Origin of the sequence: Rathayibacter agropyri, from assembly GCF_013249015.1 — a bacterium.
Classification (GTDB): Bacteria; Actinomycetota; Actinomycetes; order Actinomycetales; family Microbacteriaceae; genus Rathayibacter; species Rathayibacter agropyri.
The window spans coordinates 1,049,867-1,066,093 of record NZ_JABRPL010000001.1 but is presented as its reverse complement, the minus strand read 5'-3'; the positions used below and the strand labels follow the sequence as shown (position 1 = coordinate 1,066,093).

Below are 16,227 nucleotides of genomic sequence, written 5' to 3'. Positions count from 1 at the left end.
GCACGCCGGGGCGCGCTCAGCGGGCGCGGCGGAGAAAGCCGACGCGCTCGTAGACAGCAGCGAGGGTGCGCTCCGCGGTCTCAGCAGCGCGGTCGGCGGCGCGCGAAAGTACGCGGTCGAGTTCGGCCGGGTCGGAGAGCAGTTCGGTGGTGCGGACGCGGATCGGGTCGAAGGTCGCGGCGACCACCTCGACGAGCCCCTTCTTGAGGTCGCCGTAGCCGCGGCCGGCGTACTCCCGCTCGATCGATTCGACCGAGCGGTCGGCGAGCACGGAGTAGATCGTGAGCAGGTTCGAGACGCCGGGCTTGGCCGCGCGGTCGAAGCGCACGTCCGACTCAGTGTCGGTCACGGCGCGCATAATCTTCTTCGCCGTTACCTTCGGCTCGTCGAGCACGCTGAGCAGGCCAGACTCCGACTCCGCCGACTTCGACATCTTCGCGCCCGGATTGTGCAGGTCGAAGATCTTGGCGGTCTCGCGCGCAATATGCGGCTGTGGCACGGTGAAAGTCTCGCCAAAGCGCGCGTTGAAGCGCGCGGCGAGATCGCGGGTGAGCTCCAGATGCTGGCGCTGGTCTTCACCCACCGGCACCGCATCAGCCTGGTATAGCAGGATGTCGGCGGCCATCAGAATCGGGTAGGTGAACAGGCCCACCGAGGCAGCCTCCGTCCCGTTCTTCGCCGACTTGTCCTTGAACTGCGTCATCCGGCTGGCCTCGCCGAAGCCGGTCAGGGTGGTTAGCACCCAGGCGAGTTCGGCGTGGGCCGGCACGTGCGACTGGATAAACAGGGTCGAGCGCTCCGGGTCGATGCCCGCCGCCATGTACTGCGCCGCCGTCGCGCGAGTGCGCTCGCGGAGTTGCTGCGGATCCTGCGGCACGGTGATCGCATGCAGGTCGACGACGCAGAAGTACGCGTCGAAGTCCTCCTGCATAGCGACCCACTGCGTCAGGGCGCCGATGTAGTTACCGAGGTGCAGCGAGCCTGAGGATGGCTGCATGCCGGAGAGGATGACGGGCTTGGCGCTCGGAGTGCTGGGGGTCATGGGGGCCTCGGGGGATCGGAGTCGCGGGATCCGCGGGGGAGAAGGGTCAGAGTTCGTAGTCGACGACCACCGGGGCGTGGTCCGACCAGCGGGTGTCGTAGGCGTCGGCGCGGTCGACGGCGTAGGAGCGGGCGAGCGCGGCAAGCTCGGGGGTTGCCAGTTGGTAGTCCAGGCGCCAGCCGGTGTCGGTGTCGAAAGCCTTGCCGCGCTGCGACCACCACGTGTACGGGCCGGGCACCTCACCGGCGAAGCGTCGGCCGAGGTCGATCCAGCCCAGGCCCGCACCCGCGTTGTAGTCGGGATCGCCTTCCGCGCCGACGAACTCGTCGAAGTACGCGCGCTCCTGCGGGAGGAAACCGGCCTTCTTGACGTTGCCCTTCCAGTTCTTGATGTCGAGCGTGCGGTGCCCCACATTGAGGTCGCCCATCACGACGGAGAGCGGATTGTGCGCCTGCAATTCGGGGAGGCGCTCCTTCATCGTGTCGAGGAAGCGGTACTTCTCGACCTGCTTGGGGGTGTCGACCTCGCCCGAATGGACGTAGGTCGAGACGACCGTGAGCGTGCGGTCGCCGACCTCGTAGTCGGCCTCGAGCCAGCGTCCGGCCGAATCGAAGTCGTCGGCACCGAAGGCGACCCGGTGGATCGTGGCGCGCTTGCGCGACGCGAGTGCGACTCCGGCGCGGCCCTTCGCGGTGGCTGCGTCGTGTAGCACGTCCCATTCGTCGCCGAGCAGTCCCGTCAGATCGTCGGTGGAGGCACGGACCTCCTGCAGGGCAAGGATGTCGACGTCGCGGGCGGCGAGCCAGTCGCCCATCCCTTTCCGGAAAGCGGCGCGGACGCCGTTGACATTGACGGAGGCGATACGGAGCGGCGTGCGAGTCACCCGATCATTCTACGGAGGGCGACGCCGCCGCCGCGGGCGCCTCCCGAGGTGGCGTCAGGAGTGGGTGACAGTGCGATTTGCAGGGGATTCCAAGCGTCTTCGCCGATCCGCCGCGCGTCTGCATCGGAACCGAACGAACACCCTGCAGACCGCACCGACCCCTGCAGACCGCGCACGGGGAACGGAGAAGCCGGCGGCTGCTCCTGCCTCACCTTCCCTCGGAGAAGAAGAAGGCGATGCAGGCGCAGACCGCCGGCGGGGCCGCTCAGGACGGCCGGTCGGTGGGAGTCAGGCGGCCACGGGCTGGGCCGCAGCGGGCTCAGGCACGTCGGCGATTACGGCAGCACGCGTGACGCTCTTCGCGATGATCACGCAGACGGCGGTCACGACCATCCCGACGAGGATCGCGATCAGGTAGAGCACCGGCTCTCCGACGAGACCTGTCACCCAGACACCGCCGTGGGGGGCACGGAGGGTCGAGCCGAACAGCGCCACCAGCGCTCCGGTCACGGCCGAACCGACCATCGCCGAGGGGATCACGCGCAGCGGGTCAACCGCGGCGAACGGGATCGCCCCCTCCGAGATGAAGGACGCGCCGAGCAGGTACGCCGCCTTCCCGTTCTGGCGCTCTGCGTCGGTGAACAGGCGCTTGCGGAGCGACGTGGCCAGAGCGAGGCCCAGCGGAGGCGTCATCCCGGCGGCCATCACGATCGCCATCACCTTGAACTGCACCGAATTCGGGTCGCCATCGGCGGGGACGGAGGCAAGACCCGTGGTCGCGAAGGCATAGGCCACCTTGTTGACCGGTCCGCCCATGTCGAACGCCATCATCAGGCCCAGGATGATGCCGAGGATGATCAGGTTGCCGCCCGTCAGGCCGGACAACCAGGCCGACAGGCCCTCGCTCAGTGCGCGCAGCGGAGCGCCGAGCACCACGAACATCAAGAAGCCGGTGATGAAGGTCGCGATCAGGGGAATGATCACGACGGGCATCAACGACTTGAACGCCGCGGGCAGCTTGATCCGCGAGATGTAGAGCGCCGCGTAGCCGGCGATGAAACCGGAGGCGAGACCGCCGAGGAACCCGGCGCCGACGGTGACGGCGACCGCGCCACCGAGGAAGCCCGGGGCGATGCCGGGGCGGTCGGCGATGCCGAAGGCGATGAAGCCGGAGAGAACCGGCACGAGGAACGCGAAGGTCGCTCCACCGATGAGGAACATCACTCCGGCCCAGTCAGTGATGTTCATGACGTTGAAGCCGTCGTCGATGATCTGCTGAGCCGTGAAATCGACGATCGTGTAGCCGCCGAACAGGAACGAGAGAGCGATCAGTAGACCACCCGCCGCGACAAACGGGATCATGTAGGAGACGCCGGTCATGAGGTTCTGCCGGATGCGCGTGCCGACGCCAACCTTCTTCGGCGCGACGGGTGCCGCGGTCGGGGTCGGGCGGGCGGGCGCCGCCGATCCGGACCCGCGCAGGGCGAGCGCACGGTCGAGGACCTCGTCGGGCCGAGAGAGCGCTTCCGCCACGCCGACCCGGAGCACGGGTTTCCCGGCGAAGCGCTCCTGACCCCTCACGTCGAGGTCGGCGGCCAGGATGACGACGTCGGCGGCAGCGATGTCGCCGGCGCTCATCTCGTCCGAGCCGGCTGCGCCCTGGGTCTCGACGTGGATCGGGTAGCCCCGCTTCTTCGCGGCCTGCTCAAGCGCCTCCGCCGCCATGTAGGTGTGCGCGATACCCGCGATGCAGCTGGTGACGGCGACGAAGCGCGGTGCGGAGGCGGCCGGTGCCGCCGCCACCTTTGCGGCGGCGCGGTCGATCACGTCAGCGGCCTTCGCGAGCGCCTCCGACGTGCCCACCTCGAGGGTGGGCTTGCCCGCGAAGCGGTCCTTGCCGCGGACCTCGAGGTCGGCGGCAAGGATGACGACATCGGCGTCGGCGATGGTCTGGTCTGACATGGGGTCGGAGCCGGCAGCGCCCTGGGTCTCGACCTGAATCTCGTACCCCTTCTTCTTGGCGGCCTGCTCGAGGGCCTCCGCCGCCATGTAGGTGTGCGCAATGCCTGCAATGCAGCTGGTGACGGCGACGATCTTCATGAGACGACGACCTCTCTGGCGATGATGTCCGCGACCTCCTGGCCGCTGGCGGCGGCGCGGAGGGAACCGGTGAACGACTCGTGGATCAGCTTGCGGGCGAGTTGAGCGAGGATCTTGAGGTGCGCTTGGTCGGCACCGTCAGGGGCTGCGATCAGGAAGATCAGGTCGGCGGGACCGTCGGGGGCACCGAAGTCGACGCCCTGCTTCGCGATGCCGACGGCAACGCTCGGTACGACGACGTGCGACGAGCGGGCGTGGGGAATGCCGATGCCGCCGGGCATTCCGGTGGCCATCTGCGACTCGCGGTCGCGGACGTCGGCCAGGAAGCCGTCGAGATCGGTGACGCGGCCTGCGTCTGCGAGCGTCTTCGCGAGCTGCGCGGTGGCCTCGTCTTTCGTGGCGGCGGACAGGTCGACGATGACGGTCGACGCCTCGGTGAGAGCAGTCATGCGCTCAGTTCTCCAATCGGGAGGTGGGGTTCGGGATTCTCGAGGACGATGACGTCGTCGAGGCGGAGGGAGTTGGGTCCGGGGGCTTCACTACCCGGGAGCTGGACGGCGGCGGTGCCCCAGGCGACGGCTGTCGCGAGGCGCTCCGCCTCCGTGGCCTCGACGGAGGAGAGGTAGCCGGCGAGCGTGCTGTCGCCGGCCCCGACCGTGCTGAGGGGCACGACAGCGGGGGCGCCGGCCCACCACGACGCGTGCGCCGTGACCAGGAGGGCGCCGTGCTCTCCGAGACTGACCAGCGCTCGCGCGTCAGGCAGCTGCAGGAGGGTGCGGGCTCCGGTGACGGCGTCTCCGACCGTCGTCAGGGAGCGGCCGAGGAGTTCTTCGAGCTCCTCGAGGTTGGGCTTGACCAGGGTGGCGGTGCCGGCCGCGACGATCGCGGTCAGGGGTGCCCCCGAGGTGTCGACGGCGAGGGGGACGCCGACGTGCTGGGCGAGCCGACCGAGGGCGGGGTAGAAGTCCGCTCCGAGGCCGGGAGGCACGCTGCCGCAGGCAACCAGCCAGCGGGGTGAGGCCGAGACCTGCTCGCTGATCAGCTCCGCGAGTGCTCGCGCCTCCTCGGCCGTGACGACGGGGCCAGGCTCGTTGATCTTGGTGGTGCGGCCGGTGTGATCGTCGACCACGGTGATGTTGGTGCGGATGGGGCGGGCGATCGCCACGCTGGCCGAGCGCACTCCTGCCGCCTCGAGCATGGCCGAGAGATCGAACCCGGTCGAGGCATCGGCCGGGTAGACCGCTGTCGCCGCCACGCCATTGCGAGCGAGGGCTCGCGCAACGTTGACTCCCTTGCCTGCGGGGTCGCGGCGGACATCGTGGGCGCGGTTCACCTCGCCGATGGCGAAGTCACTCGTGGAAAGGGTGACATCGATGCTCGGGTTGGCGGTGACGGTGACGATCATGCGCGGACGACCTCCGGGCCGGCGGACTCGATGTCGTCGGCGAGTTCGTCGTCGACATCGCGGTCCGTGATGACGGTGTCGATCGCGGACAGCGGGGCGACGTGCCCGAAGTCCTGGCGGCCGAACTTGGAGTGGTCGGCGAGCACCACCACGCGGCGAGCGGAGGCAATGATCGCGGACTTGACGACGGCCTCGTCGAGGTCGGGCGTCGTGAGCCCGCGCTCCCGACTGATGCCGTTCGTGCCGATGAAGGCGACGTCCACCGAGACGGAGGAGATTACCTGAGCGACCCAGGGGCCGACCGCAGCCTGCGTCACTCCGCGCAGGTGGCCTCCGATGAGGTGGAGGTCGATATTGGGCCGGCCGACGAGCGCCACCGCGACGGGGAGGGAGTGGGTGACGACCGTCAGTCGGCGGTCGAGGGGGAGCAGTTCTGCCAGGCGCACCGTCGTCGTGCCGGCGTCGATCGCAATGGAGCCGCCATCAGGTACCTCGGCGAGGGCGGCGGTGGCGATGCGATCCTTCTCGCCGGCGAGGTACCCCTCCCGGGCGGCGACCTCGGGCTCGATGCCCAGGCGTTCGACAGGGATCGCGCCTCCGTGTGCCCGGCGCAGCAGTCCGCGCTTCTCGAGGCTCGTGAGGTCCCGACGGATCGTCTCGGGCGTCACAGCGAGGGAGAGTGCGAGGTCGCGGACCTCGACGCGCCCATCGAGGCGGGTGCGTTCGAGGATCGCATGGTGCCGCTCCGGTGCGTACATGTGGACTCCGTCGTCTCGCCGTGGTCGTTCGCTGGACCCGCGATGTCTGGACAGACCTCGGATCTGCGTTCTCATCTTTTTAGACCCGTTTGTTCGTGAAGTCAACAAAAACGGACATGCGCGGTGGACGCCATTCTGCCGGGTGTCCAACCACGCGCGCCTCGACCTCGCGTCCGTGGCGCTGAACGGCAGTAGCCCTGGCGCGGACCGGCTCAGCTCCGAGTGTCGTCGAGCTCCTTCTCGAGCCTGGCGAGCTGCTTCTCGAGCCGACGGCGGGTGAAGAGGGAGGCTTCGGGTAGGGCGCTCTGCAACCGCTCCCGCTCGGCCTCGGCGAGCGTGCGGCGCGCGGCTCGGAGCTGCTTTTCCCGCTCCTCCTCCAGCTCGCGGGGAGTGAGCCTGCGCGCCGAGATACCCGTGTCACTCATCCGCACGGAGATCCACGACGCGGCGATCAGGATCACCTGGCAGACGAGGTTAAACCAGATGAGCAGACCGATCAGCACGGCGAATGAGGCGAGCAGCGGATTGCGAGCCGCGCCCCCCAGCAGCTGTGTGCCCAAGACCTTCAGCGCGCCCAGCGCGATCCCGCCGACCAGGGACCCCGGCCAGAGATTCCGCCACGGGATCGGAATACCCGAGAGGATGCGGAAGGATCCTGCGAGGGTCACGGTGTCGAGCGCGAGCATGATGACCAGGCCCACCGCCCCACCTGCGATTCGGCTCGCCGGCGAGTCGCTTCCGATCCCGAGGAAGGCGAGAGCGACATCAATGAAAGAGGTCGAGAACACCGAGAGGGCGGCCGAGACGAGGAGGACCACCCCGAACACCAGAGCGAGGCCGGCGTCCTTGAGCTTGAGCAGGAGGAACAGCGTGGTAGGGCCGGGGAGCGAGAAGAGCAGTCGCACCGCCTGGCGCAGGCTGCCGAGGAAGTTGAGTGCCGTCCCGAGCAGGCCCACCGCGGCGATCACTCCTGTCCAGCCGAGGATCGAGGAGTCAAGGAGCGTGTCGACCGAGACGAGTGCGTTCTTGTCGCCGATCAGACCCGGCACGGAGCGTGCGACGAGCTCGAGCAGCGAGTCGCGGAGCACGGAGTCGCTGCGCACCCAGAAGCCGAAGACGGCGAAGAACACGAAGAGCGCCGCGAAGACGGCGAAGAGCGCCTGGAACGCGAGTCCTGAGGCGAAGAGTGGTCCACCCGTCTCGGAGTAGTGCAGGAACACACGCACCGGCCGGGTCCGCATCACCCTCTCGAACAGGGCCGGAATCCCTCGGGGGGTGTCAGCCTCCGTCATGTCCCCCAGCGTAGTGACGCGCCGCCGAGTCCACTGCGCACGCTCTGCGTCGCGTCGCGTGCTCAGCGGCCGAAAGGAGCGTGCGCTGCGGCATCGGCCGCTCACCGCGTCCGCCCGCGTCCGACGGTTGCGCGGATGGTGGCTAGCGTCCGGTCCCAGTCGTGCACAACGTCCGCATATCCGAACCGCAGAACCGCGTAGCCGAGGCGGGCCGCCGCCGCGTCGCGCCGACGATCACGCACGAACGCCTCCTCGACCGCATGCCAGCGGCGCCCGTCGAGCTCGATCACCAGCCAGTCATCGACGAGGAGATCAACCCTCCCCACTCCGGCGATCTCGACCTGCGGCCGGCAGAGGATGCCGCAGGCGCGGAGGCGGAACCGCGTCAGCGACTCCAGGCCCGACTCCGCGCGACCGTCGAAGGCAGGCAGCAGAGGCCGGAGGCGGGCTGGGAGCAGCGCGAGAGTGCTGGCGAGGAGGCCTGGGCCGAGAACTCCGAGGTGGAGGGCGGAGTCGATAACGGCGACCGCATGGTCGGGCGGTTGGCAGAGCAGGACGTGCTCGAGTGCGCGTTCGGCAGTGGCCTCGGCGGACGGTCCGCGCCCGGGCGGCGTCCGGCCGCCCCAGTGCAGCACCAGATCGGTGCTGGGCGACCGCGCGCTGCTGGAGCCGGTCACTCCGAGGTGCAGGCGGTCGTCCTCGGGCCGGTGGACGCCTCGCGCGGAGAAGAACGAGATGCAGGAGACGACGCCAGCGGCCAGGACGGCCCGGATCTGCTCGGGCGGCGCCCCGGGCGCAGCGAACCAGGCCGGGCGGAGGCGTTGCAGCGTCCCGTCGCGGACGGCGGTGCGAGGGTCGATGCCGAGCGCTCGAAGCTCGGACAGGTGGACGATGCCGGTGAACATGCCCCCAGCCTCACGCCGTCCGCGGATGTCGCGACTTCGGTGCACCGCATCCGTGGACAATCCGCCGGATCAGCGCCTGTGGAGGGATGGCGGCACACGAGAAAGGCCGCCGCGCACGTTGGATTCGAAAATCGAGCGTGCACGACGGCCTCCGTCAAGCGCGAGCGTCAGGCGCGGCCGCGGATCACGGCCTGCTTGACCTCGGCAATCGCCTGCGTGATCTGGATGCCACGCGGGCATGCCTCCGTGCAGTTGAAGGTCGTGCGGCAGCGCCACACGCCCTCCTTGTCGTTGAGGATGTCCAGGCGCGCTCCGCCCGCGTCGTCGCGGGAGTCGAAGATAAAGCGGTGGGCGTTCACGATCGCGGCGGGCCCAAAGTACTGCCCGTCGGTCCAGAACACCGGGCACGACGAGGTGCACGCGGCGCACAGGATGCACTTGGTGGTGTCGTCGAAGCGGGCACGGTCGGCGACCGACTGCACGCGCTCCTTGCCGTGAGGAGCGGCGGTGTTCGCGACGAGGAACGGCTGAACCTCGCGGTAGGAGGCGAAGAACGGCTCCATGTCGACGACGAGGTCCTTCTCGAGGGGCAGTCCCTTGATCGCCTCGATGTAGATCGGCTGCGAGATGTCGAGATCCTTGATCAGCGTCTTGCAGGCCAGGCGGTTGCGGCCGTTGATCCGCATCGCATCCGAGCCGCAGATGCCGTGCGCGCAGGACCGGCGGAAGGTCAGCGACCCGTCCTGGTCCCACTTGATGCGGTGCAGAGCGTCGAGGACGCGGTCGGTCGAGTACATCTCGACGTCGAAGTCCTGCCAGCACGGCTCCGCGTCCACCTCGGGGTCGAAGCGGCGGATGATGAATGTGACGGTGAACGCCTCCGGAGCCGCAGGGGCGGCGGGCGGCTGCTCGAGGGTAGCGGTCGACATGGCTAGTACTTCCTCTCCATCGGCTGGTACCGGGTGATCACGACGGGTTTCCAGTCGAGCCGGATGTGGTCACCGGCATCGGAGGAGTGGGCGTCACCAGAGAGGTACGCCATCGTGTGCTGCATGTAATTCTCATCGTCGCGCTGGGGGAAGTCGTCGCGCATGTGGCCGCCACGACTCTCCTTGCGATTACGGGCCGAGTAGACGACGACCTCGGCGAGGTCGAGCAGGAAGCCCAGCTCGACGGCCTCGAGAAGGTCTGTGTTGAAGCGCTTGCCCTTGTCCTGCACGGAGATGTTGCGGAACCGGTCGCGCAGGCGCTGAATAGTGTCGGTGACCGACTCGAGCGACTCGTCGGTGCGGAAGACCTGCGCGTTCTTGTCCATCTCGTCCTGCAGCTCCTTGCGGATCGAGGCGATCCGCTCGGTGCCGGTCGCGGAGCGGAGCGAGGCGAGCATGTCGCGGATCGCACCGGCCGGGTCAGCGGGCAGCGGCGTGAAGTCGACGGTCTTGGCGTAGTCGGCAGCGTTGTTGCCACTGCGCTTACCGAAGACATTGATGTCGAGGAGCGAGTTGGTGCCGAGGCGGTTCGAGCCGTGTACCGAGACGCAGGCGCACTCACCTGCGGCATACAGGCCGGGGACAACGGTCGTGTTGTCCGAGAGCACCTCCGCCTTGACGTTCGTGGGGATGCCGCCCATCGCGTAGTGCGCGGTCGGCATGACCGGTACCGGCTCGACGACCGGATCGACGCCCAGGTAGGTGCGGGCGAACTCGGTAATGTCGGGGAGCTTCGTCTCGAGCACCTCGGCGCCCAGGTGGGTGCAATCGAGCAGCACGTAGTCCTTGTGCGGGCCGGCGCCTCGTCCCTCCGCCACCTCTTGGACCATGCAGCGGGCCACAATGTCGCGCGGCGCGAGGTCTTTAATGGTGGGGGCGTAGCGCTCCATGAACCGCTCACCCGAGGCATTACGGAGAATCGCGCCCTCGCCCCGCGCTCCCTCGGTGAGGAGGATGCCGAGCCCGGCGAGGCCAGTCGGGTGGAACTGGAAGAATTCCATGTCCTCGAGCGGCAGGCCCTTGCGCCAGATGATGCCGACGCCGTCACCCGTGAGAGTGTGCGCGTTGGAGGTGGTCTTGTAGATCTTGCCGAAGCCGCCGGTCGCGAAGATGATCGCCTTCGCCTGGAACACGTGTAGTTCGCCGGTTGCCAGCTCGTACGCGACCACACCGGAAGGCTGTGAAACGCCGTCGACCTCGGTCATGACCAGGTCGAGGACATAGAACTCATTGTAGAAGTTGATGCCGAGCTTGACGCAGTTCTGAAACAGCGTCTGCAAAATCATGTGGCCGGTGCGGTCGGCCGCGTAGCAAGCCCGGCGCACGGGCGCCTTGCCGTGATCGCGGGTGTGTCCGCCGAAGCGCCGCTGGTCGATCTTGCCCTCGTCGGTGCGGTTAAAGGGGAGGCCCATGTTCTCGAGGTCGATGACCGCGTCGATGGCCTCTTTCGCGAGAATCTCGGCCGCGTCCTGGTCGACGAGATAGTCGCCGCCCTTGACTGTGTCAAAGGTGTGCCACTCCCAGCTGTCCTCTTCGACGTTCGCGAGGGCCGCAGCCATGCCGCCCTGTGCCGCTCCGGTGTGCGAGCGGGTCGGATACAGCTTGGAAATGACCGCCGTCTTCGCCTTCGGACCTGCCTCGATGGCCGCCCGCATGCCGGCGCCGCCGGCTCCGACGATCACCACGTCGAACTGATGGTAGTGGACACCGTCGGGTCCGACGGTCTGCGCGAAGGCGCTCTGGTCGGCGCCGGTGTGGGAGTGACCTGGTGTGCTCACGGGGGAGTTGCTCCGATGTGCGGGAAGGGAGGAAGGATGGACAGGAGCGCGTGGCTCCGGAGGTCACGCCGAGCAGAACGACGCAAGCACTGCCGGATCGGCGCCCGCGGGGCAGGGGTCGAACGCGAAGACGACCCAGGTGCCGAGGGCGATGAGCGCGACGACAGCGACGAGGATCCCGCCCTTGAAGGCGCGGGCGAGTAACGGCGACGTCGCATAGTCGTTGACCAGCGTGCGCATGCCGTTGCCACCGTGGATCAACGCGAGCCACAGCATCAGGACGTCCCACCACTGCCAGAACGGATTAGCCAGTTTGCCGCCGACGAAACCGAAGTCGATGGCCTTAATGCCGTCGCCGAAGAGGAGGTTATAGATCAGGTGCCCGAAGATCAGGACGATCAGCACGACGCCCGAGGCACGCATATAGATCCAGCCCCACTTTTCCCAGTTGGTGCCGGAGGAGCGGGTCGGTGTGTGCGGGGTGCGCGGTGCGGCGACGGTACTCACTGCGCTCCTCCCTCGCTGAAGACGTTGATGAGGTGGCGCGGCGCGAAGCCGAGCATGAGCACGACCCACAGCCCGATGACGACCCAGAAGAGGACGCGCTGATTGCGGGTTGCCCAGCTCCAGAAGTCGACCAGGATAATCCGGAGGCCGTTGAGCGCGTGGAACGCGATAGCGCCCACGAGTCCCGTCTCGCCGAGTCCCATGATCGGATTCTTATACGTTCCGATAACCGCGTTATACGCTTCCGGGCTCACCGCGATGAGAGCCGAATCGAGGACGTGCACGAGGAGGAAGAAGAAGATGGCGACACCGGTGATCCGGTGTAACACCCATGACCACATGCCTTCGCGACCGCGGTAGAGGGTGCCGGCCGGACGCCGGATCTTCCCCTGCTTCCGGGGTGCGAGGGTGTGAGCAGTTGAAACCGACACGAACAACCCTCCCTGGTTGTGCTCCGACAGCCTGACCGGACTCCGCGTCTCAGCGACGGGGACGGGGCGGGGAGCGACGAGAAACTCGTTCTTCAATCCTAGGCGTCGGCGCCGACAGGCGCGGCTTAGGCGAGCCTTAGCTGCGAGGTACCGAGAGTGAAGGGACCCCGGCGGCTGCGTAATGCGCCAGCAGCTCGTCCGTCAGAGCGCTCCAGGTCCGGTTCAGCACCCGGCGTCGGCCGGCCTCCCCGAGCCGGGCGCGCACGAGCGGGTCGCCAACCAGGCGCTCGACCTGGCGGCGCAGGTCCGAGTCGCTCTCGGGTGCGTAAAGAAGGCCGTCGACACCGTGCTCGATCAGATCGGTGGGTCCGCCCGCGTGGGGAGCGACGACCGCGGTTCCGGACGCCTGCGCCTCCTGAACGGTTTGGCCGAAGGTCTCCTCGGTGCCGGTGTGCACGAAGACGTCGAGGGCCGCGAACACGGCGGGGAGTCGTTCGCCGTCGAGACGTCCGAGCATCCGTGCCCCTGGCCCGAGTGCAGAGGCGACCCGGGCTGAGGAGGGGCCGTAGCCGCCGACGACGAGCGCGGTGCGCGGGAGGGAGGTGAGGGCCGCCATCCGCTCGACTCGTTTCTCAGGGGAGAGGCGTCCGATGTAGCCGACCAGGGTGTCGCCCTCGTCGAGACCTGTGCGAACGGCCCGAGCGTAAGAGGAGGAGCGCATCCGCGGGTGGAAGCGGTCGCTCTGCACTCCGCGCCCCCAGAGGGCCGTGCGGTCGATGCCGGCTGCGGTCAGATCATCGAGGGCGCTGGTGGAGGGGGCGAGGGTGAGGTCGGCGGCGGCGTGGATCTGGCGGATCACCCGCCAAGCGAGGGCGCGGGCGCCGCGGATGCCGTAGCGCGCGGCGAACCTGGCGACATCTGTCTGGTAGATCGCGATACTCGGGACCCCCAGCCGGCTGGCGGAAGCAATCGCGCGGGCGCCGAGGAAGAAGGGCGAGGCGACGTGCACGACATCGGGCTCAAAAGCGGCGAGTTCACGGGTGAGGGCGAGCGTGGGGATGCCGACGGGGAAGTCGCGGTAGGCGATCGCGGGATGCTCGACCACTCGGTGACCGGCATAGCGGGCAGGCGCGCCGGCGGCAGGGCAGATGACGAGTGCCTCGATCCCGCGCGCCGCGAATTCGTCGAGCACCCGCAGGACGCTCGTTGTCACGCCGTTCAACGACGGCAGGAAGCTCTCGGTAACGACCGCGACTCTCACATCCCGGACGCTACGTCGCAGAGGTGAACGGTGGCGCGCCCCGGGGTGAACGGACGGACGCGGGCGGCTCCCTTGTATCCTGCGGTCATGACACCACCTGAGACCGATGGCCGCGCCCCGCTCGACCGCTTCTACAGCGTCATCCCCGCCGGCGGGATTGGTTCGAGACTGTGGCCGCTCTCCCGGGCCGATGCGCCGAAGTTCCTGCACGACCTCACGGGATCGGGGCAGACACTTCTCCGCGACACCTGGGACCGCCTCGCACCGATATCAGGCGCTGATCGGATCATGGTCGTGACCGGCCGCGCACATCGCGCCGCCGTCGAGGAGCAGCTCGAGAGCCTCGAGGACTTCAACGTTGTCCTCGAAAGCGAGCCGCGCGACTCCTCTGCCGCGATCGGGCTCGCTGCCGCCATCCTCGAGCGCCGCGAGCCGGGCGTCATCATCGGATCGTTCGCCGCCGACCACGTCATCAGCGGGCAGCAGCTCTTTTACGACGCGGTCGCCGAGGCCGTCGTCGCCGCGGACGCGGGCTACATCGCGACCATCGGGATCACCCCGACCGAACCGGCCGTCGGCTTCGGCTACATCCGCACGGGCGAGCACCTGGCGATCGACGGAGCGTCGAACACGCTCGCCGTCGACTCCTTCGTGGAGAAGCCCGACGCCGAGACGGCCCGCTCCTACGTGTCGAGCGGTCAGTACCTGTGGAACGCAGGCATGTTCATCGCGCGCGCCGACCGCCTCCTCGAGGAGCTTGGCCGCTCCAAGCCGGAACTGCTAGCGGGCCTGCTCGAGCTCGCCGCCGCGTGGGACACCCCCGAACGAGGCGCTGTCGTCGACCGCATCTGGCCCGGCCTGGAAAAGATCGCCATCGACTACTCCGTTGCCGAGCCGGCCGCCGCGACGGGGAGGCTCGCCGTCGTGCGGGGACACTTCTCCTGGGACGATGTGGGCGACTTCGCGTCGATCGCGAAGCTGCACGCGAGCGGCCTGCGCTCGGACCTCGCGATCCTCGGCGAGGATGCACGCGTGCTGGCCGACTCCGCGACGGGCATTGTGGTCAGCGGCGGCAACCGCACCATCGCTCTCATCGGAGTGAAGGACATCGTCGTCGTCGATACCCCCGACGCTCTCCTTGTCACCACCACGGAGAACGCGCAAAAGGTCAAGGGCGTCGTGGACGCCCTCCGCCTCTCGGGCCGCACGGACGTCCTCTAGCCCCACCCCTGACGCCCCCGAAGCGCGGCCCTCCCACCAGCGAGACGCCGCTCTCCGGCGGACACACTGTGTTCCCCGTGGTGTGTCGGCTTTCTCCGCGGTGGTTTGGCGCTGATCGCTGAGCAACCGGCACGGGCTTTCGTAGGGGAGAGGGCCGCGAGCCGGAATTGCGTGCGAGCGATTCCGGCCAGCCCGACGTCCCTCGCTCTGCGGATCGCACCGCCCACCCGGCCAGCCGCGCCGAGCCGCCTCGCGGCTCGGGATCGAACACTGCCGCGTGCGAGCGATTCAGGCCAGCCCGACGCTCCCGGCTCTGCGGAACGCACCACCTTCCTGGCCAACCGCCCCCGTGATGCGCCCCGCGCATCACGGGAAGATCAACACTGTGTAACGCTTCCTTCCCAGCAGGGCCCGCGGCGGCTGAGCGGCTTGACGCAGTCGGTAACGTGGACCAATCGATGCCCTGCCGCGCTCGTCGCGGGGCCGCTTTCTTGGAGGACGACATCTTGACTATCACCTCGCGTAAGGCCGCGTTCGGCGCTCTTGCCGCCCTCGGCGTCACCGCGCTTCTCGCCGGTTGCGCCTCCGCCCCCGCGACCAGCGGCTCGAGCGCCGCTGCCGGCGGCAACTTCCTGCCCTGCATGGTTTCCGACGCGGGCGGGTTCGACGACAAGTCGTTCAACGAGCTTGGTTACAACGGACTCGTGAAGGCGTCGGAGCAGCTCGGCGTCACTCCGAAAACGGCGACCTCCGAGTCCGAGACCGACTATGCGCCGAACCTCACCAGCCTGGTCGACCAGGGCTGCAACCTGATCGTCACAGTCGGTTTCGCACTGGCCGATGCGACCGCGGCCGCAGCCAAGGCCAACACTGACGTCAAGTTCGCCATCATCGACGATGCGTCGATCGACCTGCCGAACGTCAAGCCGATCACCTTCGACACGTCGCAGGCGGCGTTCCTCGCCGGTTACGCGGCGGCGTCCTACTCGAAGACCGGCGTTGTCGGCACGTACGGTGGGCAGCAGTTCCCGACCGTCACGATCTTCATGGACGGCTACGCCGACGGCGTGAAGTACTTCAACGAGCAGAAGGGAAAGAACGTCAAAGTCGTCGGTTGGGACGTCGATGCGCAGACCGGCTCCTTCACCGGCGGATTCGCGGCGGGCATCGAGGCGAAGTCGGCCGCGCAGTCGCTGATCGATCAGAACGCGGATGTGATCCTCCCCGTCGGCGGTCCGATTTTCCAGTCCGCGATCGAGGCGATCCGCGACTCCGGTAAGGACATTGCGATGGTGGGCGTCGACGCCGACCTGTACCAGACGTACCCCGACGGTGCCGATCTGTACTTGACGTCGATCCTCAAGGGCATCGAAGCGGGCACGACGGACGTCACCAGCACTGCCGGCGCCGATTCCTTCGACCCCACCCCGTTCGTCGGCACGCTCGACAATGACGGCGTCGGGATCGCGCCGTTCCACGAGTTCGAGTCGAAGGTGTCGGCCGACCTGAAGGGCGAGCTCGACACCATCAAGCAGGGCATCATCGCCGGTTCAATCACCGTCACGTCGCCCTCGGCGCCGAAGGCGTCGTAGTCCTTCACGTCAAGAGGCCGGTGGGTCCGAGCACTTCTCGGGCCTACCGGCCTTTTCGTGGGT

15 protein-coding genes are annotated in these 16,227 nt (G+C 68.2%); 2 read left to right on the top strand and 13 right to left on the bottom strand.

The window, feature by feature from the left end; all coding sequences use genetic code 11:
• Positions 1-16 precede the first annotated feature (16 nt).
• From trpS to HRF29_RS04820, 13 genes are all read right to left on the bottom strand, one after another.
• Entirely contained in the window at positions 17-1,042 is a 1,026-nt protein-coding gene (gene trpS, locus HRF29_RS04880) for a tryptophan--tRNA ligase (RefSeq protein ID WP_173245370.1), read from the bottom strand.
• A gap of 46 nt (positions 1,043-1,088) precedes the next feature.
• Positions 1,089-1,925: an exodeoxyribonuclease III gene (locus HRF29_RS04875; RefSeq protein WP_173245367.1), complete on the bottom strand. Its 837-nt coding sequence runs from the start codon at positions 1,923-1,925 to the stop codon at positions 1,089-1,091.
• Between the two features lie 288 nt (positions 1,926-2,213).
• Positions 2,214-4,025, bottom strand: a complete 1,812-nt coding sequence (locus HRF29_RS04870; protein ID WP_173245363.1) for a PTS fructose-like transporter subunit IIB — start codon at positions 4,023-4,025, stop codon at positions 2,214-2,216.
• The gene (locus HRF29_RS04865; RefSeq protein ID WP_173245360.1) at positions 4,022-4,474 is read right to left on the bottom strand and encodes a PTS sugar transporter subunit IIA; all 453 of its coding nucleotides are present in this window, start codon (positions 4,472-4,474) and stop codon (positions 4,022-4,024) included. The genes HRF29_RS04870 and HRF29_RS04865 overlap by 4 nt, the downstream gene beginning before the upstream one ends.
• On the bottom strand, positions 4,471-5,430 hold the full coding sequence (locus HRF29_RS04860; protein WP_173245357.1) for a 1-phosphofructokinase family hexose kinase: 960 nt from the start codon (positions 5,428-5,430) through the stop codon (positions 4,471-4,473). Before HRF29_RS04860 ends, HRF29_RS04865 begins: the two co-directional genes overlap by 4 nt.
• Positions 5,427-6,188 (bottom strand): DeoR/GlpR family DNA-binding transcription regulator, encoded by a 762-nt coding sequence (locus tag HRF29_RS04855; protein ID WP_173245353.1) that lies wholly within the window; start codon positions 6,186-6,188, stop codon positions 5,427-5,429. The genes HRF29_RS04860 and HRF29_RS04855 overlap by 4 nt, the downstream gene beginning before the upstream one ends.
• A 212-nt stretch (positions 6,189-6,400) precedes the next feature.
• Positions 6,401-7,480 carry a YhjD/YihY/BrkB family envelope integrity protein gene (locus HRF29_RS04850; protein ID WP_173245350.1) on the bottom strand — a complete coding sequence of 360 codons (1,080 nt, stop codon included), beginning with the start codon at positions 7,478-7,480 and terminating at the stop codon, positions 6,401-6,403.
• A gap of 101 nt (positions 7,481-7,581) precedes the next feature.
• Entirely contained in the window at positions 7,582-8,385 is an 804-nt protein-coding gene (locus HRF29_RS15110; protein WP_173245347.1) for an endonuclease domain-containing protein, read from the bottom strand.
• A 167-nt stretch (positions 8,386-8,552) separates the two neighbouring features.
• The gene (locus HRF29_RS04840; protein WP_173245344.1) at positions 8,553-9,314 is read right to left on the bottom strand and encodes a succinate dehydrogenase iron-sulfur subunit; all 762 of its coding nucleotides are present in this window, start codon (positions 9,312-9,314) and stop codon (positions 8,553-8,555) included.
• A gap of 2 nt (positions 9,315-9,316) precedes the next feature.
• Positions 9,317-11,059 carry a succinate dehydrogenase flavoprotein subunit gene (sdhA, locus tag HRF29_RS04835; protein WP_173246003.1) on the bottom strand — a complete coding sequence of 581 codons (1,743 nt, stop codon included), beginning with the start codon at positions 11,057-11,059 and terminating at the stop codon, positions 9,317-9,319.
• 156 nt (positions 11,060-11,215) lie between these two features.
• Positions 11,216-11,659, bottom strand: a complete 444-nt coding sequence (locus HRF29_RS04830) for a succinate dehydrogenase hydrophobic membrane anchor subunit (protein ID WP_173245341.1) — start codon at positions 11,657-11,659, stop codon at positions 11,216-11,218.
• Positions 11,656-12,090, bottom strand: coding sequence for a succinate dehydrogenase, cytochrome b556 subunit (gene sdhC / locus HRF29_RS04825; protein WP_173245338.1), 435 nt, complete (start codon positions 12,088-12,090; stop codon positions 11,656-11,658). The genes HRF29_RS04830 and sdhC overlap by 4 nt, the downstream gene beginning before the upstream one ends.
• A 136-nt stretch (positions 12,091-12,226) precedes the next feature.
• Positions 12,227-13,351 carry a glycosyltransferase gene (locus HRF29_RS04820; RefSeq protein ID WP_173245335.1) on the bottom strand — a complete coding sequence of 375 codons (1,125 nt, stop codon included), beginning with the start codon at positions 13,349-13,351 and terminating at the stop codon, positions 12,227-12,229.
• Positions 13,352-13,438: 87 nt separating this feature from the next.
• Here HRF29_RS04820 and HRF29_RS04815 point away from each other — a divergent pair, with 87 nt between their 5' ends.
• Positions 13,439-14,572 carry a mannose-1-phosphate guanylyltransferase gene (locus HRF29_RS04815; protein ID WP_173245332.1) on the top strand — a complete coding sequence of 378 codons (1,134 nt, stop codon included), beginning with the start codon at positions 13,439-13,441 and terminating at the stop codon, positions 14,570-14,572.
• A 506-nt stretch (positions 14,573-15,078) separates the two neighbouring features.
• Positions 15,079-16,164 (top strand): BMP family lipoprotein, encoded by a 1,086-nt coding sequence (locus tag HRF29_RS04810; RefSeq protein ID WP_173245329.1) that lies wholly within the window; start codon positions 15,079-15,081, stop codon positions 16,162-16,164.
• Positions 16,165-16,227: the final 63 nt, after the last annotated feature.

What these genes read in the sequence shown, in the direction of transcription:
- trpS (WP_173245370.1), bottom strand. Translation starts at nt 1,042, where the DNA reads ATGACCCCCAGCACTCCGAGCGCCAAGCCCGTCATCCTCTCCGGCATG.
- HRF29_RS04870 (WP_173245363.1), bottom strand. Translation starts at nt 4,025, where the DNA reads ATGAAGATCGTCGCCGTCACCAGCTGCATTGCAGGCATTGCGCACACC.
- HRF29_RS04865 (WP_173245360.1), bottom strand. Translation starts at nt 4,474, where the DNA reads ATGACTGCTCTCACCGAGGCGTCGACCGTCATCGTCGACCTGTCCGCC.
- HRF29_RS04860 (WP_173245357.1), bottom strand. Translation starts at nt 5,430, where the DNA reads ATGATCGTCACCGTCACCGCCAACCCGAGCATCGATGTCACCCTTTCC.
- HRF29_RS04855 (WP_173245353.1), bottom strand. Translation starts at nt 6,188, where the DNA reads ATGTACGCACCGGAGCGGCACCATGCGATCCTCGAACGCACCCGCCTC.
- HRF29_RS04850 (WP_173245350.1), bottom strand. Translation starts at nt 7,480, where the DNA reads ATGACGGAGGCTGACACCCCCCGAGGGATTCCGGCCCTGTTCGAGAGG.
- HRF29_RS15110 (WP_173245347.1), bottom strand. Translation starts at nt 8,385, where the DNA reads ATGTTCACCGGCATCGTCCACCTGTCCGAGCTTCGAGCGCTCGGCATC.
- HRF29_RS04840 (WP_173245344.1), bottom strand. Translation starts at nt 9,314, where the DNA reads ATGTCGACCGCTACCCTCGAGCAGCCGCCCGCCGCCCCTGCGGCTCCG.
- HRF29_RS04815 (WP_173245332.1), top strand. Translation starts at nt 13,439, where the DNA reads ATGACACCACCTGAGACCGATGGCCGCGCCCCGCTCGACCGCTTCTAC.